The sequence below is a fragment of the Terrabacter sp. R4-6 genome (assembly GCF_057529065.1).
In genome coordinates this window covers 410285-433158 of record NZ_CP197224.1, presented here as the reverse complement: position 1 = coordinate 433158, position 22874 = coordinate 410285, and the positions used below count along the sequence as shown (strand labels likewise).

23 protein-coding genes and 1 tRNA gene are annotated in these 22874 nt (G+C 71.5%); 11 read left to right on the top strand and 13 right to left on the bottom strand.

Annotation, left to right across the window (positions count from 1 at the left end; genetic code table 11):
* Window positions 1-165: 165 nt before the first annotated feature.
* From ACSSS0_RS02085 to ACSSS0_RS02065, 5 genes are all read right to left on the bottom strand, one after another.
* The gene (locus tag ACSSS0_RS02085; protein ID WP_487229877.1) at window positions 166-591 is read right to left on the bottom strand and encodes a Fur family transcriptional regulator; all 426 of its coding nucleotides are present in this window, start codon (window positions 589-591) and stop codon (window positions 166-168) included.
* Window positions 588-1652: a metal ABC transporter permease gene (locus tag ACSSS0_RS02080; protein ID WP_487229876.1), complete on the bottom strand. Its 1065-nt coding sequence runs from the start codon at window positions 1650-1652 to the stop codon at window positions 588-590. Before ACSSS0_RS02080 ends, ACSSS0_RS02085 begins: the two co-directional genes overlap by 4 nt.
* Window positions 1649-2500, bottom strand: coding sequence for a metal ABC transporter ATP-binding protein (locus ACSSS0_RS02075; protein WP_487229875.1), 852 nt, complete (start codon window positions 2498-2500; stop codon window positions 1649-1651). Before ACSSS0_RS02075 ends, ACSSS0_RS02080 begins: the two co-directional genes overlap by 4 nt.
* Window positions 2497-3456, bottom strand: coding sequence for a metal ABC transporter substrate-binding protein (locus ACSSS0_RS02070; RefSeq protein WP_487229874.1), 960 nt, complete (start codon window positions 3454-3456; stop codon window positions 2497-2499). The genes ACSSS0_RS02075 and ACSSS0_RS02070 overlap by 4 nt, the downstream gene beginning before the upstream one ends.
* 65 nt (window positions 3457-3521) lie before the next feature.
* Window positions 3522-3812 carry a DUF6703 family protein gene (locus ACSSS0_RS02065; protein ID WP_487229873.1) on the bottom strand — a complete coding sequence of 97 codons (291 nt, stop codon included), beginning with the start codon at window positions 3810-3812 and terminating at the stop codon, window positions 3522-3524.
* A 78-nt stretch (window positions 3813-3890) separates the two neighbouring features.
* On the opposite strand from ACSSS0_RS02065, the gene ACSSS0_RS02060 reads away from it, so the two are divergent.
* The 3 genes from ACSSS0_RS02060 to ACSSS0_RS02050 all read left to right on the top strand — a co-directional run bounded on the left by ACSSS0_RS02060 (window position 3891) and on the right by ACSSS0_RS02050 (window position 7470).
* Window positions 3891-5285, top strand: a complete 1395-nt coding sequence (locus ACSSS0_RS02060) for a glycine--tRNA ligase (RefSeq protein ID WP_435985561.1) — start codon at window positions 3891-3893, stop codon at window positions 5283-5285.
* A gap of 295 nt (window positions 5286-5580) precedes the next feature.
* On the top strand, window positions 5581-6783 hold the full coding sequence (locus tag ACSSS0_RS02055) for a S1 family peptidase (RefSeq protein ID WP_487229872.1): 1203 nt from the start codon (window positions 5581-5583) through the stop codon (window positions 6781-6783).
* Between the two features lie 123 nt (window positions 6784-6906).
* A complete protein-coding gene (locus ACSSS0_RS02050; protein WP_487229871.1) occupies window positions 6907-7470 on the top strand; it encodes a HEAT repeat domain-containing protein in 564 nt (187 codons plus the stop codon).
* Window positions 7471-7559: 89 nt separating this feature from the next.
* Here ACSSS0_RS02050 and ACSSS0_RS02045 read toward each other — a convergent pair whose 3' ends face one another.
* Window positions 7560-8399 carry a sulfurtransferase gene (locus tag ACSSS0_RS02045; protein ID WP_487229870.1) on the bottom strand — a complete coding sequence of 280 codons (840 nt, stop codon included), beginning with the start codon at window positions 8397-8399 and terminating at the stop codon, window positions 7560-7562.
* 25 nt (window positions 8400-8424) lie between these two features.
* Here ACSSS0_RS02045 and ACSSS0_RS02040 point away from each other — a divergent pair, with 25 nt between their 5' ends.
* Together ACSSS0_RS02040 and dusB are read left to right on the top strand one after the other, a co-directional pair.
* Window positions 8425-9153, top strand: a complete 729-nt coding sequence (locus ACSSS0_RS02040) for an alpha/beta fold hydrolase (RefSeq protein ID WP_487229869.1) — start codon at window positions 8425-8427, stop codon at window positions 9151-9153.
* Between the two features lie 30 nt (window positions 9154-9183).
* Window positions 9184-10416 carry a tRNA dihydrouridine synthase DusB gene (gene dusB, locus ACSSS0_RS02035; RefSeq protein WP_487231175.1) on the top strand — a complete coding sequence of 411 codons (1233 nt, stop codon included), beginning with the start codon at window positions 9184-9186 and terminating at the stop codon, window positions 10414-10416.
* A gap of 3 nt (window positions 10417-10419) precedes the next feature.
* On the opposite strand, the gene ACSSS0_RS02030 is transcribed toward dusB, so the two are convergent.
* Window positions 10420-11133, bottom strand: coding sequence for a hypothetical protein (locus tag ACSSS0_RS02030; RefSeq protein ID WP_487229868.1), 714 nt, complete (start codon window positions 11131-11133; stop codon window positions 10420-10422).
* Window positions 11134-11177: 44 nt separating this feature from the next.
* Here ACSSS0_RS02030 and ACSSS0_RS02025 point away from each other — a divergent pair, with 44 nt between their 5' ends.
* The gene (locus tag ACSSS0_RS02025) at window positions 11178-11816 is read left to right on the top strand and encodes a YdeI/OmpD-associated family protein (RefSeq protein WP_487229867.1); all 639 of its coding nucleotides are present in this window, start codon (window positions 11178-11180) and stop codon (window positions 11814-11816) included.
* A gap of 66 nt (window positions 11817-11882) precedes the next feature.
* On the opposite strand, the gene ACSSS0_RS02020 is transcribed toward ACSSS0_RS02025, so the two are convergent.
* A complete protein-coding gene (locus tag ACSSS0_RS02020) occupies window positions 11883-12014 on the bottom strand; it encodes a hypothetical protein (RefSeq protein ID WP_435985568.1) in 132 nt (43 codons plus the stop codon).
* A gap of 100 nt (window positions 12015-12114) precedes the next feature.
* Between ACSSS0_RS02020 and ACSSS0_RS02015 the strand changes: the two genes are divergently transcribed.
* The 4 genes from ACSSS0_RS02015 (at window position 12115) to ACSSS0_RS02000 (ending at window position 16105) form a co-directional block, all read left to right on the top strand.
* On the top strand, window positions 12115-13344 hold the full coding sequence (locus ACSSS0_RS02015) for a deoxyguanosinetriphosphate triphosphohydrolase (RefSeq protein ID WP_487229866.1): 1230 nt from the start codon (window positions 12115-12117) through the stop codon (window positions 13342-13344).
* A gap of 51 nt (window positions 13345-13395) precedes the next feature.
* On the top strand, window positions 13396-15408 hold the full coding sequence (gene dnaG / locus ACSSS0_RS02010) for a DNA primase (protein ID WP_487229865.1): 2013 nt from the start codon (window positions 13396-13398) through the stop codon (window positions 15406-15408).
* On the top strand, window positions 15408-15926 hold the full coding sequence (locus ACSSS0_RS02005) for a hypothetical protein (RefSeq protein WP_487229864.1): 519 nt from the start codon (window positions 15408-15410) through the stop codon (window positions 15924-15926). The genes dnaG and ACSSS0_RS02005 overlap by 1 nt, the downstream gene beginning before the upstream one ends.
* Window positions 15927-16032: 106 nt before the next feature.
* Window positions 16033-16105 (top strand) — tRNA-Asn (locus ACSSS0_RS02000).
* A gap of 153 nt (window positions 16106-16258) precedes the next feature.
* On the opposite strand, the gene ACSSS0_RS01995 is transcribed toward ACSSS0_RS02000, so the two are convergent.
* The 5 genes from ACSSS0_RS01995 to ACSSS0_RS01975 form a co-directional block, all read right to left on the bottom strand.
* Window positions 16259-17188, bottom strand: coding sequence for an amino acid ABC transporter permease (locus ACSSS0_RS01995; protein WP_487229863.1), 930 nt, complete (start codon window positions 17186-17188; stop codon window positions 16259-16261).
* Window positions 17185-17862 (bottom strand): amino acid ABC transporter permease, encoded by a 678-nt coding sequence (locus ACSSS0_RS01990; protein WP_435985573.1) that lies wholly within the window; start codon window positions 17860-17862, stop codon window positions 17185-17187. The genes ACSSS0_RS01995 and ACSSS0_RS01990 overlap by 4 nt, the downstream gene beginning before the upstream one ends.
* A gap of 87 nt (window positions 17863-17949) precedes the next feature.
* On the bottom strand, window positions 17950-18783 hold the full coding sequence (locus tag ACSSS0_RS01985) for a glutamate ABC transporter substrate-binding protein (protein WP_435985574.1): 834 nt from the start codon (window positions 18781-18783) through the stop codon (window positions 17950-17952).
* 91 nt (window positions 18784-18874) lie between these two features.
* Window positions 18875-19603: an amino acid ABC transporter ATP-binding protein gene (locus ACSSS0_RS01980; RefSeq protein ID WP_435987838.1), complete on the bottom strand. Its 729-nt coding sequence runs from the start codon at window positions 19601-19603 to the stop codon at window positions 18875-18877.
* A gap of 223 nt (window positions 19604-19826) precedes the next feature.
* On the bottom strand, window positions 19827-21182 hold the full coding sequence (locus ACSSS0_RS01975; protein ID WP_487229862.1) for a M23 family metallopeptidase: 1356 nt from the start codon (window positions 21180-21182) through the stop codon (window positions 19827-19829).
* 338 nt (window positions 21183-21520) lie between these two features.
* Between ACSSS0_RS01975 and ACSSS0_RS01970 the strand changes: the two genes are divergently transcribed.
* The gene (locus tag ACSSS0_RS01970) at window positions 21521-22309 is read left to right on the top strand and encodes a maleylpyruvate isomerase family mycothiol-dependent enzyme (RefSeq protein ID WP_487229861.1); all 789 of its coding nucleotides are present in this window, start codon (window positions 21521-21523) and stop codon (window positions 22307-22309) included.
* Window positions 22310-22874 lie beyond the last annotated feature (565 nt).

Below are 22874 nucleotides of genomic sequence, written 5' to 3'. Positions count from 1 at the left end.
CCGGTCTGGCTGGCGGGACCAAGCGGGCTGTGGACGACCCGCCGCGGACGCGCGGGGGTGTGGACGGAGCCGCGCCGCCGGGGCCGGGCCACCCTTGCGGCACGGAGCGACCCGCCCGCCAGTGGCTCGCTTCCGCCAGGGTGGCGTCGGGCGTCGAGGGTGGCGTCAGCCGGCGGCGGTGCAGTCGGCGCAGGTGCCGAAGATCTCGAGGGTGTGCGTCACGCCGCTGAAGCCGTGGTCGCTCGCCACCTTGTCGGCCCACTTCTCGACGGCGGGGCCCTCGACCTCGACGGTGCGGCCACAGGCGCGGCACACGAGATGATGGTGGTGGTGGGTCGAGCAGGCCCGGTAGACGGCCTCGCCGTCGTCGGTGCGCAGCACGTCCACGGTGCCGGCCTCGACCATCGACTGGAGCGTCCGGTAGACCGTGGCGAGCCCGACGCCGGCTCCCGCGTCTCGCAGCCGGGCGTGCACCGTCTGGGCGGAGGTGAAGTCCTCGGAGCGCTCGAGCAGCTCGGCGACGGCCACCTGTTGCCGGGTCGGCTTGCGCGAGGTCGCCGAGGCGCTCGAGGTGTTGGTGCCGCTCGTCATGGTCTCGATCCTGTCGTCGGGCCGGTCGCCGTGCCGGCGGTGCCGGTCGGGCCGGCGCCGGCCGTCTCCGGAGCGGGTCCGGAAGGGTGCTCGTGGTGGACGCCGTGCTCGTCGTAGTGGCCCTCGTGGGCGGCGTGCAGGTGCCCGTCGTGGACGTAGTCGACGTGGTCCCCGTGGGTCACGGCAGGGTGGCCGCACTCGACCCCGTGCTCGTGGGCGTGCGTCTCGGCTACGTCGTGCCGCCGGCCTCCGACCCTCGCGATGACGCCGGTGACGACGGCCGTGACGACGAAGAGTGCGACGGCGAGCAGCACGATGGTGCCGCCCGAGGGCGTGTTGAGCGGGTAGGACAGCGCGACCCCGCCCACGGACGAGACGAGACCGAAGGCGATGGCCCATCGGAGGCCGCTGCTGAACGACCGGGCGATGAGCTGGCTCGCGGCGTTGGGCACGATCATGAGGGCGCTGATGAGCAGGAGCCCGACGACGCGCATCGCCACGACGACGGTCGTGGCCGTGAGGACGGCGAGCACGATGTTGAGCGGCAGGACGGGGATCCCGACCGCGCGGGCGTACTCCTCGTCGTTGGCGACCGCGAAGAGGCGCGGGCGCAGGGCCCAGGTGGTGAAGGCGATGACGAGGGCGAGTCCGGCGAAGACGTAGAGGTCGCCGCGCTGGGTCGTGAGGATCGAGCCGAAGAGGTACTTCATGAGGTTGGCCGGGGTGCCGTCGGGCGACTTGCTGATGATCACGACGCCGCCGGCGATGCCGCCGTAGAAGATGACGGCGAGGGCCACGTCACCGTTGGTGCGGCCGCGGGCCCGGAGCAGCTCGATGACGACGGCGGCGAGGACGGCCGCCACGAGTGCCGTGAGCACGGGTGCGGCCCCGGAGACGAGGCCGATCGCGACGCCGGCGAGGGCGACGTGGCCCATGCCGTCGCCGATGAGCGAGAGCCGCCGCTGGACGAGGAAGATCCCGACCATGGGTGCGACGGTGCCCACGAGCAGCGCCGCGATGAGCGCGCGCTGCATGAAGTCGACGGAGAGGAGGTCGATCACGGCCGGCTCCTGTCGGGGTGGGTCACGTCGAGCGGCCCGTGCGCGAGGGAGGCGTCGTGCCCCTCGAGCTCGAGGTCGTGGTGGTGGCTGTCGTGGTCGTGGTGCACGCTGTCGCGCGCGGCGGCGTACTCCCGCGGGGTGCCGTCGAAACGGATGCGGCCGCCGTCGACGACGACGATGCGCGTGAGCAGCCGCTCGAGGGCGCCGAGCTCGTGCGTCACGATGACCATGGTGACCTCGCGCTCGACGAGGCGGTCGAGGACGTCGGCGAGCACGTGCTGGTTCGCGGCGTCGACCCCGGCGGTCGGCTCGTCCATGATGAGGACGTCGGGCTGACCCGCGAGGGCGCGGGCGATGAGGACCCGTCGCTGCTGCCCGCCCGAGAGGGTGCTCACCTCGGTGGCGGCTCGGTCGGCGAGGCCGACGACGTCGAGCGAGCGGGCGACGATCTGCCGGTCGGTGGCCCGGAGCCTGCCGAGCCAGTTGATGCGGGGGAGTCGTCCTGTCGACACGATCTCCTCGGCGGTGGCCCGCACCGACGTCGACAGCGTGTGCCGCTGCGGGACGTAGCCGAGGCGGGCCCGGTCGTCCAGGTCGCGACTGGGCGCCCCGAAGAGGCTGACGGTGCCCGAGACGTGGTCGTTGAGGCCGAGGATGCCCTTCATGAGCGTCGACTTCCCCGACCCGTTGGGACCGACGACGGCGACGATCTCGCCGCGGCGGATCGTCAGCGACGCACCGCTCAGCACGGCGCGCTCGCCGTACCCGAAGGCGGCGTCGTGCAGGTCGATGACGATGTCGTCCGGTCGCTCCGGCGCCGAGGTGACGGGCGGGGTGCCGGTGGTCACGAGCAGCCCAGACCCTTCTGGAGCGCGGTGAGGTTGCTGCGCATGACCTCAAAGTAGTCGGTGCCGGCCGATGCCTTGGTGATCCCCTCGAGCGGGTCGAGCGTGGCGACGGTGGCCCCGGTGGAGCCCGCGACCGTCTCGGCGAAGTGCGGCTCGACGAGCGTCTCCTGGAAGATGGTCGTGACGCCCTCGCTGCGGACGAGGTCCGAGATCTGCTTGAGCCCGGCAGCACTCGGCTCGGCCTCTGGGGAGATGCCGGTGATGCCGTGCTGCTCGAGACCGTAGCGCTGGGCGAGGTAGCCGAAGGCGGCGTGGCTCGTGACGAGCACGTTCGAGCGGCACGAGCCCAGGCCGGTCCGCAGCTCGCCGTCGAGCGCCGTGAGCTTCGCGACGAAGGCCGCGGTGTTCTTGTCGTATGCGGCAGCGTTGGCCGGGTCGTCCGTGGCCAGTCGGGCGCCGATGGCCTTGGCCACCGCCGCGTAGCGCTGGGGGTCGAGCCAGAAGTGCGGGTCGCTGCCGCCGTGGTCGTGGGCGTCGTGCTCCTCGGTGGTCTCGTCCTCGTGCCCCTCCTCCTCGGCGGAGGTGAGGGTCAGTTGGGCGGCGTCGGCGACATCGAGCACCGCGCCCGGCTGGACCTCGGCCATGGCCTCGTCGACGGCGGGCTGGAAGCCGTCGGCGTAGACGACGAGCCTCGCCCTGGTCATCGAAGCGATGTCCTGCGGGGCCAGCTCGAGGTCGTGCGGCTCGGCGCCGGGCTTGGTCAGCACGGTGACGGGCAGGGTGCCACCGGTGATCTGCTGGGTCGCGTACTGGAGCGGGTAGAAGGACGTGACGACGGCCCCGTCGGTCGACCCGGCCCCTGGGTCGGACGCGCTCCCGCAGGCGGCGGTCGTGAGCGCCAGCGCGGTCGCGGCAACGAGGGCGGACAGGGCGCGGCGTGGGGGAGCGATGGCCATGAGCACCATCATTCTCATAATGAGAATGATTGTCAAAACCGTTCTCGCGAACCGGCGGCGGACTGTCAGCCGGCCGGGACGATCCTCACGACCGCGACCGCCACGGCGAGCACGAGCACCGACGTACGCATGAGCCGCTCGGGCAGGGTCAGGCGCTGCCACGTGAGGAAGAGCAGCCAGCCGACGAAGGCCGCGACGACGAGGAAGGCGATGCCACCCCACGGACGCCGGGCGAAGATGCCGACGGCCAGCAGGACGACGAGGGCGGCGAGCGCGACGGGACGCGGGACGGCGTTGAGCCGATCCACCCACGGGTAGGAGGCGTGCTCGAGACGGGAACGGAAGCTCAGGGCCACACGACGAGCCTAGGGGACGCGACGGCATACCCCGGACGCGTGGCAAAGCAGTGGCGCAGGCCCGATAACCTGTCCCGCATGGCAAAGCAGACATCCATCGTGGACACCGTCGTCAGCCTCTGCAAGCGCAGGGGCTTCGTCTTCCCGAGCGGTGACATCTACGGAGGCACCCGGTCTGCCTGGGACTACGGCCCCCTCGGCGTCGAGCTCAAGGAGAACATCCGCCGCCAGTGGTGGAAGTCGATGGTGACGAGCCGCGACGACGTCGTCGGTCTCGACTCCTCGATCATCCTCCCGCGCGAGACGTGGGTCGCCTCGGGCCACGTCGGCACCTTCACCGACCCGCTCGTCGAGTGCCTGAGCTGCCACAAGCGCCGCCGCCAGGACCACCTCCAGGAGGCGCTCGCCGAGAAGAAGGGCATCGAGGACCCCGACTCGATCCCGATGTCCGACATCGTGTGCCCCGACTGCGGCACCAAGGGCCAGTGGACTGCACCGCGCGAGTTCAACATGATGCTCAAGACCTACCTCGGCGTCATCGAGGACGAGTCGGGCCTGCACTACCTGCGCCCCGAGACCGCCCAGGGCATCTTCGTCAACTTCAACAACGTCATGCAGGCCTCGCGCAAGAAGCCGCCGTTCGGCATCGCCCAGACCGGCAAGAGCTTCCGCAACGAGATCACGCCGGGCAACTTCATCTTCCGCACCCGCGAGTTCGAGCAGATGGAGATGGAGTTCTTCGTCAAGCCGGGCGAGGACGACGAGTGGCTCCAGTACTGGCTCGAGGAGCGCACCCGCTGGTACGTCGACCTCGGCATCAACCCCGACAACCTGCGCCACTACGAGCACGCGCCCGAGAAGCTCTCGCACTACTCGAAGCGCACCGTCGACATCGAGTACCGCTTCAACTTCGCCGGCTCCGAGTGGGGGGAGCTCGAGGGCATCGCCAACCGCACGGACTTCGACCTCTCGACGCACTCGAAGCACTCGGGCACCGACCTCGTCTACTTCGACCAGCAGACCGGTGAGAAGTACACCCCCTACGTCATCGAGCCGGCAGCAGGCCTGTCCCGCTCGCTCATGACCTTCCTCGTCGACGCCTACTCCGAGGACGAGGCGCCCAACACCAAGGGCGGGGTCGACAAGCGCGTCGTGCTGCGTCTCGACCCGCGACTCGCGCCGGTCAAGGCCGCGGTGCTGCCCCTGTCGCGCAACGCCGACCTCTCGCCCAAGGCCCGTGACCTCGCGGCCACCCTGCGCAAGCACTGGAACATCGACTTCGACGACGCCGGCGCCATCGGCAAGCGCTACCGCCGCCACGACGAGATCGGCACCCCGTTCTGCATCACGGTCGACTTCGACACGCTCGAGGACCACGCCGTGACGATCCGCGAGCGCGACTCGATGGCCCAGGAGCGTGTCGCGCTCGACCAGGTCGAGGGCTACCTCGCGCAGCGCCTCGTCGGCTGCTGACGCAGCACCACCGCACCACCGACGTATGCCGTCCGCCCACCCGGGCGGGCGGCATACGTCTGTAGGCGCCGTCCCACGCGTCCCCGAGCCTTCGCGCGCGAATCATCACCGGTGACAAGGGTTTTCGCATCCCGAGCCGGGCGTCCTGACGATGAAATGGGTTTCAAGGACTTCTCTTGACCGAACCCGGAGGCAAGCCTGAGGCGGTCCATGGACCGGTCTTGAGCGGCCCTTCCTAGGTTCGTCGTCGTCGGCCGGAAGCGCGGTCGACGAGCCCGACACAGGAGAACCGCGCATGATCCGCACGAGCTTCACCGCCCTGGCAGCCACCGCTGCCGTCGCGACGGCGATCACCGTGATGCCGGCCCAGGCATCGACCCTCGCCGCAGACGAGACCCCCACGCCCACCCCCGCGGCGTCCACCGACTCCGGCCAGTCCGTCGCCGAGATGTCGGCCCGCTGGCTCGCGAAGGACCGTGGCATCTCGCTCGCCACGGCGCGTGAGCGCGTCGCGGCCCAGGACGGGCAGGCCCGCACGGCGACCTCGCTCGAGCGCTCGCTCGGTGCCCGAGCCGCAGGGTCCTACATCGACGCCACGTCGGGAGTGCTCGTCGTCAACGTCGTCGACGCGGCGTCCGCCGCGAAGGTGCGGGACGCCGGAGCCGTCGCCCGCGTCGTCGACCGCTCGACGAGCGAGCTGTCCGCGACCGAGCGCACGGCGCGTGAGCGGGCGGGTTCGGTCGTCGTGTCCTCCTACACCGACCCCGTCACCAACGGGGTGGTCCTGACCGTCCCCACCGCGCGGGTCTCGGAGGTCCGCAGCGAGGTCGCCGGTCTCGACGGTGTGGCCGTCGCGGGCACCGACGCCCGGACGACGACGCAGGCCAACGTCTACGGCGGCCAGCAGATCGAGTTCAGCGGCTACGTCTGCTCGCTCGGCTTCAACGCCACCCGCGGCGGGTCGGCCGTCTTCATCACCGCCGGGCACTGTGGTGAGGGCTACCAGACCTTCAGCAGGGGCGGCACGACGCTCGGCAAGACACAGGCCTACTCCTTCCCGGGCAACGACTACGCCTACTCGACCCTGACGTCGAGCTGGACCGGCATCGGTGCCGTCGACCTCTACGACGGCGTCAACGCGCGCCGCGTCTCGGGTTACTCGAACGCGCCGGTGGGCACCGCCATCTGCAAGTCGGGCCGCACGACCGGCTGGACCTGCGGCTCTGTCCAGGCCAAGAACGTCACGGTCAACTACAGCAACGGTGACGGCACGACGAGCACCGTGAGCGGCCTGACGAAGAGCAACACGTGCACCGAGGGTGGGGACTCGGGCGGCTCCTGGATGGCGAGCACGTCGGCTCAGGGCGTGACGAGCGGTGGTGCCGGCTACGGCGCGAACAACGTGTGCGGCGAGAAGGTAGGCCAGCCCAACATCGCCTACTTCCAGCCCGTCGACGAGATCGTGTCGCCCTACGGGCTGACCCTCAGGACCTCCTGAGGTCCACCCCTGCCGACCCGTTCCTCCCGGGTCACGACCGACGGCCCCCACCACGACGACGTGGTGGGGGCCCGCCGGCCGTCCCGGGCGCCGCCCGTCCGGGATGGGCGGCATACTGCCCGCATGGTCGAGCCCGAGGTGCTGCACGCCACGCCCGGCGACCGGGCCAGGGCCGCTGCGGATGCGCTCGGTGACGACGTGCTGACCGGCTGGTGCGCCGACCTGCTGTCGGGCCGTGCCACGTGGGGCGACCCGGCCCTTCCCGACATCGGCTGGGTCGGCGGCCAGGTGGTGACGGGCTGGGGGTCGCCCGTCCACCTCGACGACCACACCCGCTACTGGTCGCGGGTGTGGGCTTCCCGCACCCTGCTCTACGTCTGGTCGGAGCGGTGCGGGCCGGATGTCGTTGCAGGACTGCTCGATCCGGCCTGGCGCGTCCGCGAGATGTGCGCGAAGGTCGCGGCCCGCTGGGAGGTCGGACCAGCGGCCGAGACCTGCGCGGACCTCGTCACGACCGACGACGTGCCGAGGGTCCGGGCCGCGGCCGCGCGGGTGCTCGGCGCCGTGGGGGAGGCCGAGCACGCCGACGCCCTGCACGAGGCCGTGGACGACCGGGACGCCTCCGTGCGCGTCGCGGCCGCCCGAGCACTCGGCACGCTCGAGCGTCGACTCGACCGCGACCTCTGACCGCGCCAACACGCCGAGCAGGTCACGACGCGCCGGGATCCGATCGCGGTGAGCCGTGACCTGCTCGGTGTGTTGCGGGGTGGAGTGGGTCAGCCGCGGGAGTGGCCGGTCGCGACGGGCCGCGCGGCGTCGCGGATCCACTCGCTCCAGGATCCGGGGTAGAGCACCGTGTCGACGCCGAGCTCGGCCAGTGCGAGCATCTCGTGGGCAGCGGTCACACCCGACCCGCAGTAGACCCCGACCGTCCCGTCGCCGGGGTCGACGCCGTCCGTCACGGTCGCCCAGTGCTCGGCGAGGTCGCGGCGGAACGTGCCGTCGCCGGTGACCCACGCGGCCGTCGGGCTGTTGACCGCCCCCGGCACGTGCCCGGCCACGGGGTCGATCGGCTCGGTCTCGCCCGCGTAGCGCTCGGGCGCCCGCGCGTCGAGGAGCAGCCCGTCCCGGGCCAGGGCGGCCGCACCCGCCGCGTCGAGCGTCGGCAGCTGCCCCGGCCGCACCTCGACGTCGCCGTGCCGGTCGGCAGGCTCCTCCGTCGAGACCGGAAGCCCGGCCGCCAGCCAGGCGGTGTACCCACCGTCGAGCACGCGGACGTCGCTGATGCCGACCCAGCGCAGCACCCACCACGCCCGCGCGGCGGCATACGACTCCTTGCCGTCGAGGACGACGACGCGGCTGTGCTCGGTGATGCCGGCGCGGCGCAGGACGGCCTGCACCACGGCAGGGTCCGGCAACGGGTGGCGCCCGCCGTCGCCCGCCGGCGAGGCGAGCTCGGTGTCGAGGTCGACGAAGAACGCGCCGGGGACGTGGCCGGCGTCGTAGTCCTGCCGGCCCGCGGGGGTGTTCGCCGTCGTCAGCGCCCACCGCACGTCGAGCACGACGACGTCCTCGATCTCGTGGGCGAGCTCGGCGGCGGTGATGAGGTGGGTCACCGGGCCATCGTGGCATCCTCACCGTGTGCGTGCTCACCTGGTCCTCGTCCACGGGTCGCGCCTGTCGAGCACCCAGTGGGCGCCCCAGGTGCCGCTCCTGCGGGACCACGTCGACCTGACGCTCGTCGACCTGCCCGGGCACGGCGCGCGCGTGGACGAGGAGTTCACCCTCGCCCGCTGCGTCGACGTCATCGACGAGGCCGTGGCCGGGGTCCCCAACGGCACGCCGGTCGTGCTCGTCGGCCACTCGCTCGGCGGCTACGCCGCGATGGCGTATGCCGCAGCGCGTCCCGACACGCTCGCCGGGCTCGTCCTCGCCGGGGCCAGCGCGGTACCGACGGGGCCCGGAGCCGCGGTCTACCGCGGGGTCGCAGCGCTGACCGACCGGCTCGGCGCGGAGCGGATGACGCGGGTCAACGACCGCGTCCTGCACCGCCTCTACCCGCCCGAGCGCATCGACCCGGTCATCGCCGGTGGCTACTTCTTCGCGCCGACGGCTGGGGCCTGGCGGGAGGTCATGGCGCACTGCCGGCCCTCGATGCTCGAGCACGTGCACTGCCCGGTGCTGCTCCTCAACGGCCAGTTCGACCAGCTGCGGATCGGCGCCCGGGCCTACCTGCGCGCGTGCCCGAGCGCGCGCGAGCAGATCGTCCGCCGGGCCGGGCACCTTTCCGGCCTCGACCGGCCCGAGGCCTTCGCCGACGCCCTGCTCGGCTTCGTGCGGACCGACGTCGATTCGGCCCCGCGCGCCTGATCGGGGACAATCGAGCCCGTGACCGACGTGATGAGCCCCGCGACGCAGGCCGGTGAGGCCGCCCCCGCAGAGACGACGGGCGCCGTGCTGCCCCCGCTGCGCATCGGGCGCCACGTCATCGAGTCACCCGTCGTGCTCGCGCCGATGGCGGGGATCACGAACCGTGCCTTCCGCCGGCTGTGCCGCGAGTACGGCAACGAGGGTCGTGCGATCGGTGGAGCCAGCGGCGCGACGAGCCTCTACGTCAGCGAGATGATCACCTCCCGCGCCCTCGTCGAGCGCACGCCCGAGTCGATGCGCCTCATCGAGCACGACCCCGACGAGAACCCGCGCTCGATCCAGCTCTACAGCGTCGACCCCGCGACGGCACGGGCCGCCGCCCGGATGCTCGTCACCGAGGACCGCGCCGACCACATCGACCTCAACTTCGGCTGCCCCGTCCCGAAGGTCACCCGCAAGGGCGGCGGCTCGGCCCTGCCGTGGAAGAAGGACCTCTTCAAGGCGATCGTCGGCGCCGTCGTCGAGGAGGGCGCCAAGCGCGACATCCCGGTCACGGTCAAGATGCGCAAGGGCATCGACGACGTCCACCTGACCTTCCTCGACGCGGGCCTGGCCGCCGAGGCCGAGGGTGTCCTCGCGGTCGCGCTGCACGGACGCACGGCCGCACAGGCGTACTCCGGCACCGCCGACTGGAGCGCCATCCGGATGCTCAAGGAGACCGTGACGAGCATCCCCGTCCTCGGCAACGGCGACATCTGGTCGGCCGAGGACGCGCTGCGGATGGTCCGGGAGACCGGCTGCGACGGCGTCGTCGTCGGACGCGGCTGCCTCGGTCGTCCGTGGCTCTTCACCGACCTCGCGGCTGCCTTCGCCGGCACCCCGGCGCGGGTGACGCCGACGCTCGGGGAGGTCGCTGACACGCTCCGGACGCACACGGCGTACCTCTGCGACTTCTACGGCGAGGAGGAGCGCGCCTGCCGCGACATCCGCAAGCACATCGCCTGGTACCTCAAGGGGTTCCCGGCCGGCTCGACGATCCGCAACTCGCTGGCGCTCGTCGACTCGATGGCCGCGCTCGACCGGCTGCTCGCGACCCTCGACCCCGACGTGCCGTGGCCCGGTGAGGCCGCAGAGGGCCAGCGCGGGCGTGCCGGGTCGTCGCGCACCGTGGCGCTGCCCGACCGCTGGCTCGAGTCGCGCGAGCTGTCCGAGGAGCACCGACGCACGATCGCCGAGGCCGAGCTGTCGGTCAGCGGCGGCTGAGCGTCACTTCAGCCAGACGCTGAGCCGGCCGATCCGCTCGCACCCCGCGGCGACGGCGGCCTCGACGCCCGCCCCCGCCTCCCAGCCGACGAGGGGCATGCCGCCCACGACGCCGCGGCCGGCGGCCGCGGCCGCGGCCCAGGCGCGCTCGACGTCGCCGTCGGACGTGAAGACGTTGCCGAGACCGGCGACCTCGCCCGTCACGTTGACGATTGCCCCGGAGACGAAGGGTGACGTGCTGTCAGCGGGGTCGTCGGACGAGCGGGCGCCGAGGACGTGGACGCCGGGCTCGTCGAGCAGCGACGGGCGCAGGATGGCCTCGGCATCGGGGTCGCTCGCCCACGCACGCACCCAGTCGGCCATCGCGTCGGGCGTCGTGACGCGCTGCCACGCCGCCGCGGGTGCGTGCACGGGAGGTGTCGACGGGTCGAGCCAGACCCACTCGCCGACGACGAGGCGGGCGAAGTCCTCCATCGACAGGTCGAGACGCGACCACGAGTCCTTGACCGAGCAGCCGTCGGAGTCGTCGACGCGCGCGAGGACGTCGTACTCGCCGAGCTCGGGGGAGAGGGTCACGGCGTCGGGGTAGTAGGGCGGCGTGCGCGTCGACGCCGTCCACGCATCGTCGTCGAGGGTGCACACGACGCCGTGCGAGCGGGCCACGGCGTCGCACCAGAGCGCGTTGTTGCGGGCGGCGAGCAGGATGCGGTCGGTCACGGCACGATCCTCCCAGCGTCGGTGGCCGATGGCAGGATCGGGGCATGCGACAGGGCGGATCGGCCGAGCGGCCCGCGACCTTCTTCGACGACGCCGAGGACTTCCGGGCCTGGCTCGAGGCCCATCACGAGAGCGCCACCGAGCTGTGGATGGGCCTCAACAAGAAGCACGTCGAGCCGCGCGGTCTGCAGTGGGCCGAGGCCGTGCGCGAGGCCCTGTGCTTCGGCTGGATCGACTCGATGGCCCAACGCATCGACGAGGACGCCGTGCGCCAGCGGTGGACGCCGCGCAAGCCGGGCAGCAACTGGAGCGCCATCAACATCAACGCCGTCGCCGAGCTCACTGCCGCCGGGCGCATGCGTCCGGCCGGGCTCGTCGCCTTCTCGAGGCGCCGCGAGGACCGCTCCGGCATCTACGCCTACGAGAACCGCGAGCTCACGTGGTCCGACGACTACGAGGCGATGTTGCGCGCCGACCCCCGCGCCTCGGCCTTCTGGGACGGGGCGACACCCTCCTACCGCAAGATCGCGACGAACTGGGTGCTCACGGCCAAGCAGGAGGCCACCCGCGACAAGCGCATGGCCGAGCTCGTCGCCGACTGCTCCAACCTGCGCCTCATCAAGATGCAGCGCTACGGCACCGAGCCGGCCTGGGTGCGACGCATTCAGGCCGAGCTCGGCTGAGCCGGGGCGAGGTCAGACCGTGTCAGACCGGTGTCAGACCCGTGTCAGACCCGTGTCGGACCGAGGTCAGCGCTTGCCCTTGGGCGGGATGATCTCGGTGTGGTCCTTGGCTGCGGACTTCGCGTGCTTGTCGGCACGCTTCTCCTTGAGCGATCTGGCCTTCGTGGACATGTGGGACTTCGGTGACTTGTCGCCCATGGCGCGCTCCTGAGGTTGGAAGCCTGAGCGGCTCCATGACTCAGTATGCGCCCGGGAGCGGCGCCGCGGTCGGCTGCGCCTCGCCGCATAGAGTTCCGGTGTGGGCTACGAGGGTCGGGACCGGGAGCGCTGGGTCGCGGAGGACCCTGCCCAGAAGCGGGCCGACCGCGACGACTTCGCGCGCGACCGGGCGCGGGTCGTGCACTCCTCGTCGCTGCGCCGGCTCGCCGCCAAGACGCAGGTGCTCGCACCGGGCCACGACGACTTCGTCCGCAACCGCCTGACGCACTCGCTCGAGGTCGCCCAGATCGGCCGCGAGTTCGGGGCAGCCCTCGGCTGCAACGCCGACGTCGTCGACACCGCGTGCCTGGCCCACGACCTCGGTCACCCGCCCTTCGGGCACAACGGCGAGACGGTCCTCGACGAGATCGCCTCGGGGATCGGCGGGTTCGAGGGCAACGCCCAGACGCTGCGCCTGCTGACGAGGCTCGAGGCCAAGCGTGCACACGCCGACGGCACGTCCGCCGGGCTCAACCTGACGCGGGCCAGCCTCGATGCCACGACGAAGTACCCGTGGGCGCGCGGCGACGGCCCCTACGAGACGCACAAGTTCGGGGTCTACCCGTCCGACCTCCCCGTCTTCGAGTGGATCCGCGAGGGCGCGCAGCCGCAACGCCGGTGCCTCGAGGCCGAGGTCATGGACTGGTCCGACGACGTCGCCTACTCGGTCCACGACGTCGAGGACGCCATCGCCTCGGGCTGGATCGACCCTCGGCTGCTCCACTCGCGAGACATGGCCGACGTCATCGACGTGGCGGGCCGCACCTACGCGCCCGACCTCGGCGCCGACGCGCTCGGGGCCGCGCTGGAACGCATCCTCGCGTCGGGAGCGGTGCCCACGGCATACGACGGCTCGCGCGGCGACCTCGCGCGCCTCAAGGACATGACGAGCCGGCTCATCGGCCACTTCGTGCTCGTCGTCGAGCAGGCCACGCGCGAGCGTCACGGCCCCGGTGAGCTGTGCCGCTTCGAGGCCGACCTCGTGGTCCCCGATGGCACGCGCGCCGAGTGCTCCGTGCTCAAGGCCATCGCCAACCACTTCGTCATGACCACCGACGAGCGCCTCGCGATCATGTCGGGTCAGCGCGACGTCGTGCGCGGCGTCGTCGAGGCGTATGCCGCCGCGCCCGAGGAGCGCCTCGACGTGGCCTTCCGCCTCGACCACGAGGCCGCTGCCGACGACGGGGAACGGCTGCGCGTCGTCGTCGACCAGGTGGCCTCCCTGACCGACGTCCGGGCGCTCGCGCTCCACAGCCAGTGGTGCCGGTGACGGGCACCTCGGGGCCGAGCACCTAGAATCACGGATGGCGACAGGAGGCAGATGGCGGGGCTGATCAACAGCGAGGACATCGCGGCGGTCAAGGCGCGGTCGTCCATCGAGGACGTCGTGCGTGAGCACGTGACGCTCCGCTCCGCCGGTCCGGGGTCGCTCAAGGGCCTGTGTCCCTTCCACGACGAGAAGACGCCGTCGTTCAACATCCGCCCGGCCGTGGGTGCGTGGCACTGCTTCGGGTGCGGCGAGGGCGGCGACGTCATCTCCTTCATCCAGAAGGTCGACCACCTCAGCTTCTCCGAGGCCGTCGAGCGCCTCGCGCAGAAGCTCGGCATGGAGCTGCGCTACGAGAACGGCGACCGGCCGCGCGAGGAGGGGCTCGGCCGCCGCAGCCGCCTCGTCGAGGCCCACCGCGTGGCCGAGGAGTACTACACCGAGCTGCTCCTCGGCAGCCAGGGCGCCCGGCAGGCGCGAGACTTCCTGCGGGCCCGGGACTTCAACAGCGAGCACGTCAAGCAGTTCGGCATCGGGTTCGCGCCCCGTGGGGGCGAGGACCTCGTGCGCCACCTGCGCGCCAAGGGCTTCACCGACGACGAGCTCGTCACCGGCGGCATCGCCGGCCGTGGCGCGCGGGGTCTCTACGACCGCTTCCGAGGGCGTCTCGTCTGGCCGATCCGCGACATCACCGGCGACACCGTCGGCTTCGGAGCCCGACGGATCTTCGACGACGACCGCATCGAGGCGAAGTACCTCAACACGTCCGAGACCCCCATCTACAAGAAGTCGACCGTGCTCTACGGCCTCGACCTCGCCAAGAAGAAGATCTCGCAGGGCCGCCAGGCCGTCGTCGTCGAGGGCTACACCGACGTCATGGCCTGCCACCTCGCCGGCGTCGAGACCGCCGTCGCCACGTGTGGCACGGCCTTCGGCGCGGACCACATCAAGACGCTGCGACGCCTCATGCGTGACGAGGCCGACCTCGCCCCGGCCAAGGTGATCTTCACCTTCGACGGCGACGCCGCCGGCCAGAAGGCAGCCATGCGCGCCTTCGCCGACGACGAGAAGTGGACCTCGCAGTCGTTCGTCGCGGTCGAGAAGTCGGGCAAGGACCCGTGCGAGCTGCGCCAGGCCGGGGGAGACCCGGCGGTGCAGGCGCTCATCGAGGACGCCGTGCCCATGTTCGAGTTCGCGGTGCGCACGACGATCAAGCGCTTCGACGTCGCGACGGCCGAGGGTCGCATCCAGGCCGTCCGCGCGGTGGCCCCGATCATCGCCTCGATCCGCGACCAGTCGCTGCGGCCGGAGTACACCCGCGAGGTGTCCGGCATGCTCGGCCTCGACGTCGAGCAGGTCGCGACAGAGGTGTCCCGGGCCGGCAAGATCAAGGTCGACGAGGACGCCCGCACGGACCGGGCCGACCGGGCCGACCGGGCCGACCGGGCCGACCGGGCCGACCGGGCCGACCGGGCCGACCGGGTCGACCGGGTCGACCGGAACGGCCGCGACCGTGGCGACGGACGGGACGACGTGGAACCGGACGCGGGTGACGGGGGAGGCATGCCCGTGCCGGACCGTCGCGATCCCGTCGTCCACGCCGAGCGGCAGCTGCTCCAGGTCCTGCTCCAGTTCCCGACGGTCTTCAAGCCCGGCGCCATCGACCTGCTGACGCCCGAGGCCTTCTCGGCGCCGGCGCACCGCGCGGTCTTCGACGGCATCCGCATCGCGCACCACAGCGGCGACAAGGGCAACGCGCGCGCCTGGACCTCGGCCGTCACCGAGGCCGCGCCCTCGCCCGTCGCCGGGCTCGTCAGCGAGCTCGCGGTCGACACCCTGCCGACGCGTATGGACGCCTCGACAGGGCTGCCCACGTCGCGCTACGTCGACGAGCTCTTCGACCGGGTGCGCACCATCGCCCTGACGCGGCAGATCGCCGACTCGATGAGCGAGATGCGCCGGCTCGACCACGCCGAGACGCCGTCGCCCGAGCGCACGCGTGAGCTCGGCATCCAGCTGCAGACGCTCCAGCGCGAGCTCGCGGCGATCAAGGCAGGAATGGGCTGATGGCACTCTTCGAACGCCGGCGTCGACCGGCGCTGACCGCTGACGTCCGCGCGGCCGTCCCGCTCGACGGCGGGGAGCAGGTGCTCGCCTGGGCCCGTGACGAGACGAGCGGCGCCCACGTCGTCGCGACGACCTACCACCTGGCCCTCGTCGACGCCGCCGGCGGCCTCGTCTGGCGCCGCGCGTGGCACGAGGCCGAGTCCGGCACGTGGCAGGGCGAGTCCTCCCGGCTCACAGTCACCTGGGTCGACCGCGGGATCCCTGCGCGCTGGCACCTGACGGAGCCCTCGCTGCTGCAGCAGACCTTGCGTGAGCGGCTCCAGGCGAGCGTCGTGCTCGCCGACGAGTTCCGCACCGCAGGGCGCCGCACGGTGCGCGTCGTGATCCGTCAGGACCTCGCCAGCGGCGCTCTGCTCGAGCAGACGATCCCGGGCAAGGGCGCCGACCTGACCGACCCCCAGGTGGCCCGCGAGGCGGCACAGCGGATGGCTCGGCTGCGCTCCGAGGTCGGGCTCTGACGGGACCTGACGAGGTGTCCCGGAGGCTCGTCAGGACGTCGTCTCCGACCCGCCGAACCCGATTTCTCGACGGCGCTGATGCTTTGCTATGGTTGCGCAGCAGCATTCCCCTGTAGCTCAATTGGCAGAGCAGCCGGCTGTTAACCGGCAGGTTATTGGTTCGAGTCCAATCGGGGGAGCCCAGCGAGAAGGGCCCCGACACCACTGGTGTCGGGGCCCTTCTGCTGTCGGTCCCGCCGACGTCGGCCGGCACCACACCGAGGCGCCGGCAGCCCCCGACGGTTGCGTCCGTCAGGGGCTGCCGACTGCTCGGGGTGCTGCGACGAGGTGGTTCAGCGGCTGTTCGCGTCCCCGGTGCGGACGCCCGCGCCGTCGATGCCGACGGTGGGTGCGTCGACCGTGCCGGCGCCGACCACCCCGGCGGTCTGGGCGGCCTTGCGGGGGCCGCGGCCACGACGGTTGAGCCGGCGCTCGACGCGACCGGCGAGCACCGTGAGGCCGTAGTTGAGCAGGATGAAGATGACCGCGACGAAGATGTACGCCGGGATCGTGTTGCTGTAGGCCGTGCCGATGTCCTTCGCGGCCTGGAGCAGCTCCGGGTAGAGCACCGCGGTGCCGAGCGCGCTGTCCTTGAGGATGACGACGAGCTGGCCGACGAGGGCCGGGAGCATGGCCGTCAGGGCCTGGGGCAGCTGGATCGAGCGCAGCGTCTGGCCAGCGGTCAGGCCGATGGACAGGCCCGCCTCGGCCTGTCCCTTCGGGAGCCCGAAGACTCCCGAGCGGACGAGCTCGGCGATGACGGAGCCGTTGTAGAGGGTCAGGCCCGTGACGACCGCCGCGAGCGGGTTGATCGCGTTGGTGAAGACACCGTTGTTCGAGTAGTAGAAGTAGGTGAAGTACATCATCAGCAGCACCGGGACGGCCCGGAAGAACTCGACGATGACGCCGCACACCCAGCGGACGGCACGCAGGTGCGACAGCCGGCCCATGCCGAAGACGAGACCGAAGGCGACGGCGAGCACGATGGAGATCGCCGCGGCCTTGAGCGTGTTGATCAGGCCGGGGATCAGGTAGGCGGTCCAGACGTCCGCGGTGAACAGCGAGGTCCACATCGAGGCCTCGAGCTGCCCCTGTGCGTGGAACTTCCAGATGACGAGCGCGATCGTGGCCGCGGCGAGGACGAAGCCGAAGGCGGTGAGGATCGCGTGGCGGCGCCGGGCACGGGGGCCGGGGGCGTCGAAGAGGACGGACTGTGCGCTCATCGCTTCACCGCCAGTCGCCGCGACAGCGACGTGAAGAGGATGCCGACCGGCAGCGTCAGGATGACGAAGCCGAGGGCGAAGATGAGGAAGACCGTGACGCTGGCCGTCTCGTTCTCGAAGATCTCGCTCATGAGCAGCGAGGCCTCGGCAACGCCGATGACCGACGCGACGGTGGTGTTCTTGGTCAGGGCGATGAGGACCGAGCCCAAGGGCGCGATCGCGCCGCGGAAGGCCTGGGGGAGGATGACCTCACGCAGGCTCTGGCCGAAGGTGAGCCCGATCGAGCGGGCCGCCTCGGCCTGGCCGACCGGCACGGTGTTGACGCCGCTGCGCAGCGCCTCGCAGACGAAGGCCGCGTGGTAGACGGCGAGACCGACGATCGCCCACCGGATGTTGTTGTCGACGATGGACGTCGGCGAGCTCGGGTCCGCGAGGTTGATCTGGAGGATGTAGAGCACGCCGAGCGAGCAGAAGACGAGGATCAGGGTCAACGGGGTGTTGCGCACCGTGTTGACGTAGAAGGTCCCGAGCCGCCGCAGGACCGCGACCGGGGACACGCGCATCACCGCGAGGACCGTGCCGATCACCAGCGCCCCGATGGCGGAGAAGAAGGTGAGCTTGATGGTCATCCAGAACGCGCCGAAGATCGCGTACTTCTCGAAGATGTCGAGCACTACGCCCCTTTCCGCAGGAGAGTCACACCGTCGTGGGTCGTGCGGTCACCCGTGGATGACCGCACGACCCGACGAACCGGCTGGGGGTCAGGAACAGGCAGCCGGCGTGGGCGGGTTGCCCGGGCCCGGCTTGTAGTTCGCCGGTCCGAGGTTGTCGGCGATCGCCTTGTCGAGCGAGCCGTCGCTCTGCATCTTCTTGATCGCGTCGGTGATCTTCTGGCACAGGGCGGTGTCGCCCTTCTTGAGGCCGATGCCGTAGTTCTCGGTCGAGAAGGGCTTGCCCACGACCTTGAACTTGCCCTTGTTCTCGGGCTGGGCGGCGAAGCCGGCAAGGATCGTGTCGTCCGTCGTCAGGGCGTCGACACCGCCCGTGGCGAGGGCCGGCAGGCACTCGGAGTAGCCCGAGAACTCCTGCAGCTGCACGGTCTGGGCGAACTTGTCCTTGACCTTCTGCGCCGACGTCGAGCCCTTGACCGAGCACAGCTTCTTGCCGTTGAGGCTGTCGGGGCCGGTGATCGACGTGTCGTCGGCCCGCACGAGCAGGTCCTGGCCGGCGACGAAGTAGGGGCCGGCGAAGCTGACCTTCTGCTTGCGCTCGTCGGTGATGGAGTACGTGGCGACGACGAAGTCGACCTGCCCGGTCGAGATGAGGTTCTCGCGCTGGGCGCTGGGTGCCTGCACCCAGGTGATCTTGTCCTCGGTCGTGCCGAGCTCCTTGGCGACGTACTTGGCGACGTCGACGTCCATGCCGGAGTACTCGGTGCCCTTCTTGAGGCCGAGGCCGGGCTGGTCGAACTTGATGCCGATCTTGAGGCCGTCGCCGCTGCCGGCGTCGCCTCCGCTGGTGCCGGAGCCGCACGCGGCGAGCGTGAGCGCCAACGTCGCAGCCGCCGCGACGGCTCCGATTCGTCGTGCCTTCATCTGGGTTCCTCCCTGAGTGGTTGCACGCGGCACGCGGTGCTGCGTGCCGCGCCCTGTCGCTTGGTCCAGTGGGTCGGTGGGTGAGGTCGGTTCAGTGGGTGAGGATCTTGCCGAGGAAGTCCTTGGCGCGCTCGCTCCTGGGGTTGGTGAAGAACTCCTGCGGCGTGCCGGTCTCGACGATCTGGCCGTCGGCCATGAAGACGACCCGGTCGGCGGCCTTGCGGGCGAAGCCCATCTCGTGGGTCACGACGATCATCGTCATGCCCTCCTTGGCGAGGCCGACCATGACGTCGAGGACCTCGTTGACCATCTCCGGGTCGAGGGCCGATGTGGGCTCGTCGAAGAGCATGACCTTGGGGCCCATGGCCAGGGAGCGCGCGATGGCGACGCGCTGCTGCTGCCCGCCGGAGAGCTGCGCGGGGTACTTGTCGGCCTGGGCCTCGACGCCGACGCGCTTGAGCAGGTCGGTCGCCTGCTGGTCCGCGTCGGACTTGGACTTCTTGCGCACCTTGATCGGTCCGAGCGTCACGTTGTCGCGGATCGTCTTGTGCGCGAAGAGGTTGAAGGACTGGAAGACCATCCCGACGTCCGCGCGCAGCTGCGCGAGCGGCTTGCCCTCCTCGGGCAGGGCCTTGCCGTCGATCGAGATGGTGCCCGACTCGATGGTCTCGAGACGGTTGATGGCGCGGCACAGCGTCGACTTGCCCGAGCCGGACGGTCCGAGGACGACGACCACCTCGCCCTTGCCGACCGTGAGGTTGATGTCGCGCAGCACGTGCAGGTCGCCGAAGTGCTTGTTGACGCCCTCGATGACGACCATGGGGTCACGAGGCGTGTCCGGGGTGCGATCGCTCGGCGCCGCGGTGTCGGGGTTCACGTCGTCCATCCCGGAAACCTATCGGCTCCGGGGACTGCGGGGCACCCTCCGCGCCGAGCGTGCCCGAATCGTGAGGAGTCCCGTCCGACGACGCGCAGGCCGCGTCGGCCGGAACGGACCCGCCGAGCTCCCCCGTGCCCCGGGCAGGTGCCCGCGGACGTCCGGGTCAGGCGCCGCCCTCGGCGGCCGCCGTCGTCGAGGCGGTCGGCTCGCTCGTGGACGTGTCGCTGGCCGTCGCGACCGCGGTCGCGACCTCCGTCGCCGTCTTGAGGACCTGGGTCGCCGTGGCGGTCGCCGTGGCCGTCGGCGTGGGGTCAGCGGCCACGGGCGCGGCCGACGGCTCGCTCGACGTGCTCGGCGCCTCGGACGACGGGGCGGGCGGCGGGTCGCTCGTCGTCGTGGGCGGCGGCTCGCTCGTCGTGGTCGTCGTGCTCGGCGGCGGGTTGGTCGTCGTCGTGGTCGTCGTCGTCGGAGCGGGCGTCGTCGGGGCCACCGTCGTGGTGGGCGAGCTCGTGGTCGTCGAGGGCGACGGCTTGGTGCTCGTCGGGCTCGACGTCGTCGTCGGGCCGGGAGCGCTCGTCGTCGTCGAGGGACGGGTCGTCGTCGGCGTGCCCGTGGACGTCGTGGGCTGCGTCGTGGACTGCGTCGGGGTCGACGTCGGCGGACGGCCGCCAGTGCTCGTCGGGGTCGGTGAGCTCTCGGTCGCCTCGGGGATCGGCACGTCGCCGTCCTCGACGGTGCGGATGACGCGACCGCCCTGGTCGAGCACGAGGTGCGGGACGACGGCATACGGCACGGAGGCCGTGGCCGACGGCGCGAAGCCGAGGTACGGGGCGGGGTCGACGTAACGGTCGTTGACGATGACGTCGAAGTGCAGGTGGCAACCGGTCGACCACCCGGTCGTGCCGCTGAGGCCGATGACCTGGCCCTGCTTGACGCGCTGGCCCTCGGTGACGAGGAACTTCGACTGGTGGCCGTAGGCCGTCTTGAGCGTCGGGCTGTGCTCGATGATGGTGCGCCCGCCCCACGACGCCGACACGCGGGCGTAGATGACGGTGCCGTCGGCGGCCGCGTGGATCGGGGTGCCGCACGCCGCGGCGAGGTCGATGCCCGTGTGGAACATCGGACGCCCGAGAAGCGGGTGGATGCGGGGGCCGAACGGCGAGGTCTCGCCACCGGCGACCGGGTGGATGAACAGCGGGCGCCCGATGATCGGGGCGGCGATGGCCTGGGCCGTGGCCGGAGCCAGGCTGATCGCCGGGAACATGAACAGGCCGCCACCGATGGCGGCGGAGAACGCCGAGTCGACCGGGGCGAGCGCGGCGGTGGGCGACGCGGCGACCGAGCCGCTCATCTCCTGGCGGGCCTGCCCGACGGCTGCCACGGCGTCCTGCACCGCGGCCGGGGATCCGGCTGCGAGGACGACCGAAGCGGTCGGGGTCTGGGGGGTGCTACCCCCGAGGAACGGCAGCAGCGCGAAGAGCAGCACCATCGTCGCGAAGGGCACAAGGCGACCGCTCATCCTGATGTTCAGGACGAACGGACCACTTCGCTCATTGGCATCTCTCACCGTCAAGCCACCCCCTCGAGGCACACGCGCTGTCACCTTCGACACTCTCCCGGCAGTCGCACCGCCGCAACCGGAAGGCCCCCACGGACGCCCCCACGTCCTGACGTACCGGTCTCGACCACCATAGGTCGACCGGTTGCGCAAGGGGCGGTTCCCGGGAAAATGCGTCGGGAATCGGTGACGTATGTGACTGATGGGGACAATGTCCGTCTCTCGTTCGGTCGGGAATCGGGAGCGTCGTCGCGAGGTTGGCGTTGGAGACCGTACCCCGCAGAGCAGATGGAGCCAGCATGACCCCGCAGGCAACCTGGATCGACGCCGTCCGCACGTCCCACGAGAGGCTCCGGGGGGTCCTCGACCGGGTCGAGCCGCAGCAGTACGAGAGCAGGGCCTACCCGTCCGACTGGAGCATCGCCCAGGTGGCGTCCCACCTCGGCAGCCAGGCGGAGATCTTCGGCCTCTTCCTCGACGCCGGTCTCGCGGACGGTGTCGCCCCGGACGGCGACGCCTTCAAGGCCGTGTGGGACCGCTGGGACGCCATGGCGCCGGCCGACCAGGTCACCGGGAGCGTGGTCGCCGACGACCGCTTCGTCGCGCGGCTCGAGGAGGTCGCGTCGTCCGGTGCGCCGTTCGAGGTCGACCTCTTCGGCGGGCCGTCCGACCTCTCGGGCGTCGCCGCAGCCCGGCTCGCCGAGCACGCCGTGCACACGTGGGACGTCGAGGTGGTCCTCGACCCCGAGGCGACCGTGGGGCCCGAGGCCGTGGACCTGCTCGTGGACCGCCTGCCGGGCACCGTCGCCTTCGCCGGCCGACCGTCGACAGACGTCGGCCCGACCTCCGTGGTCGTGGGCACGCTCGGGACCGAACGTCGTTTCCGTCTCGACGTCGACGCGGACGCGGTCCGCCTCGAGCCGGTCGACGTCGGGACGGAGTCCGGGGCGCACACCGCCGACGTCGTGCTGCCCGCGGAGTCGCTGGTCCGCCTCGTCTACGGCCGCCTCGACGCCGGGCACACTCCCGCCGACGTCGCCGGCGCCGAGCACCTGCCCGCGCTGCGGGCGGTGTTCCCCGGCTTCTGACGCGACCCGGACGCGGTGGACCCCGCCGGTCACGAGACCGGCGGGCTCCGCCGTCCGCAGCACACGGCATACGCCATCAGCGCGCCGAGGCGGCGACCGTCAGCTCCTCAGGACCCTTCCGGAGGGCGACCCAGGCGCCACGGGGTCCTGGCGCGTGACCACCTCCGACGGGCGGAACGGTGGGCTCGGAGCTATACCACGACGGATCCCGTCGCGTCCCTTGCGCCAATCTTGCGGAAACCACGGCATTTGGGGGGTTTCGATCTTGCAGTCCGCACGGCACAGTGGTCGTTGTGGGGGAGGAAGCCCGACCAGGACCGTGGGGGGACGGGTCGGGGGCGTGACCGGCGGGGGAGCCGGCTGGGGGGTGAGGACGGGGCGGGTTCTGCCGGGGGAGTCGGCGGGACCCGCCCCGACCGCTGTCCGCCCACGTCGCCGTGCACGGCGTGACGATGTCGTGACTGCCGGATCTGTGCCGTTTGCACCCGGGACGCGCGGGTGCGGGTGGACACTGGGACCAGGGCCTCGCAGGCCCCTTCTCGGGAGAAGGGTCGGCGTGGCCCAG

Coding starts and splice junctions, on each gene's coding strand:
- ACSSS0_RS02085 (WP_487229877.1), bottom strand. CDS start 591: ATGACGAGCGGCACCAACACCTCGAGCGCCTCGGCGACCTCGCGCAAG.
- ACSSS0_RS02070 (WP_487229874.1), bottom strand. CDS start 3,456: ATGGCCATCGCTCCCCCACGCCGCGCCCTGTCCGCCCTCGTTGCCGCG.
- ACSSS0_RS02060 (WP_435985561.1), top strand. CDS start 3,891: ATGGCAAAGCAGACATCCATCGTGGACACCGTCGTCAGCCTCTGCAAG.
- ACSSS0_RS02055 (WP_487229872.1), top strand. CDS start 5,581: ATGATCCGCACGAGCTTCACCGCCCTGGCAGCCACCGCTGCCGTCGCG.
- ACSSS0_RS02050 (WP_487229871.1), top strand. CDS start 6,907: ATGGTCGAGCCCGAGGTGCTGCACGCCACGCCCGGCGACCGGGCCAGG.
- dusB (WP_487231175.1), top strand. CDS start 9,184: ATGAGCCCCGCGACGCAGGCCGGTGAGGCCGCCCCCGCAGAGACGACG.
- ACSSS0_RS02025 (WP_487229867.1), top strand. CDS start 11,178: ATGCGACAGGGCGGATCGGCCGAGCGGCCCGCGACCTTCTTCGACGAC.
- ACSSS0_RS02020 (WP_435985568.1), bottom strand. CDS start 12,014: ATGGGCGACAAGTCACCGAAGTCCCACATGTCCACGAAGGCCAGATCG.
- dnaG (WP_487229865.1), top strand. CDS start 13,396: ATGGCGGGGCTGATCAACAGCGAGGACATCGCGGCGGTCAAGGCGCGG.
- ACSSS0_RS02005 (WP_487229864.1), top strand. CDS start 15,408: ATGGCACTCTTCGAACGCCGGCGTCGACCGGCGCTGACCGCTGACGTC.
- ACSSS0_RS01995 (WP_487229863.1), bottom strand. CDS start 17,188: ATGAGCGCACAGTCCGTCCTCTTCGACGCCCCCGGCCCCCGTGCCCGG.
- ACSSS0_RS01985 (WP_435985574.1), bottom strand. CDS start 18,783: ATGAAGGCACGACGAATCGGAGCCGTCGCGGCGGCTGCGACGTTGGCG.
- ACSSS0_RS01980 (WP_435987838.1), bottom strand. CDS start 19,603: ATGGTCGTCATCGAGGGCGTCAACAAGCACTTCGGCGACCTGCACGTG.
- ACSSS0_RS01975 (WP_487229862.1), bottom strand. CDS start 21,182: ATGAGCGGTCGCCTTGTGCCCTTCGCGACGATGGTGCTGCTCTTCGCG.
- ACSSS0_RS01970 (WP_487229861.1), top strand. CDS start 21,521: ATGACCCCGCAGGCAACCTGGATCGACGCCGTCCGCACGTCCCACGAG.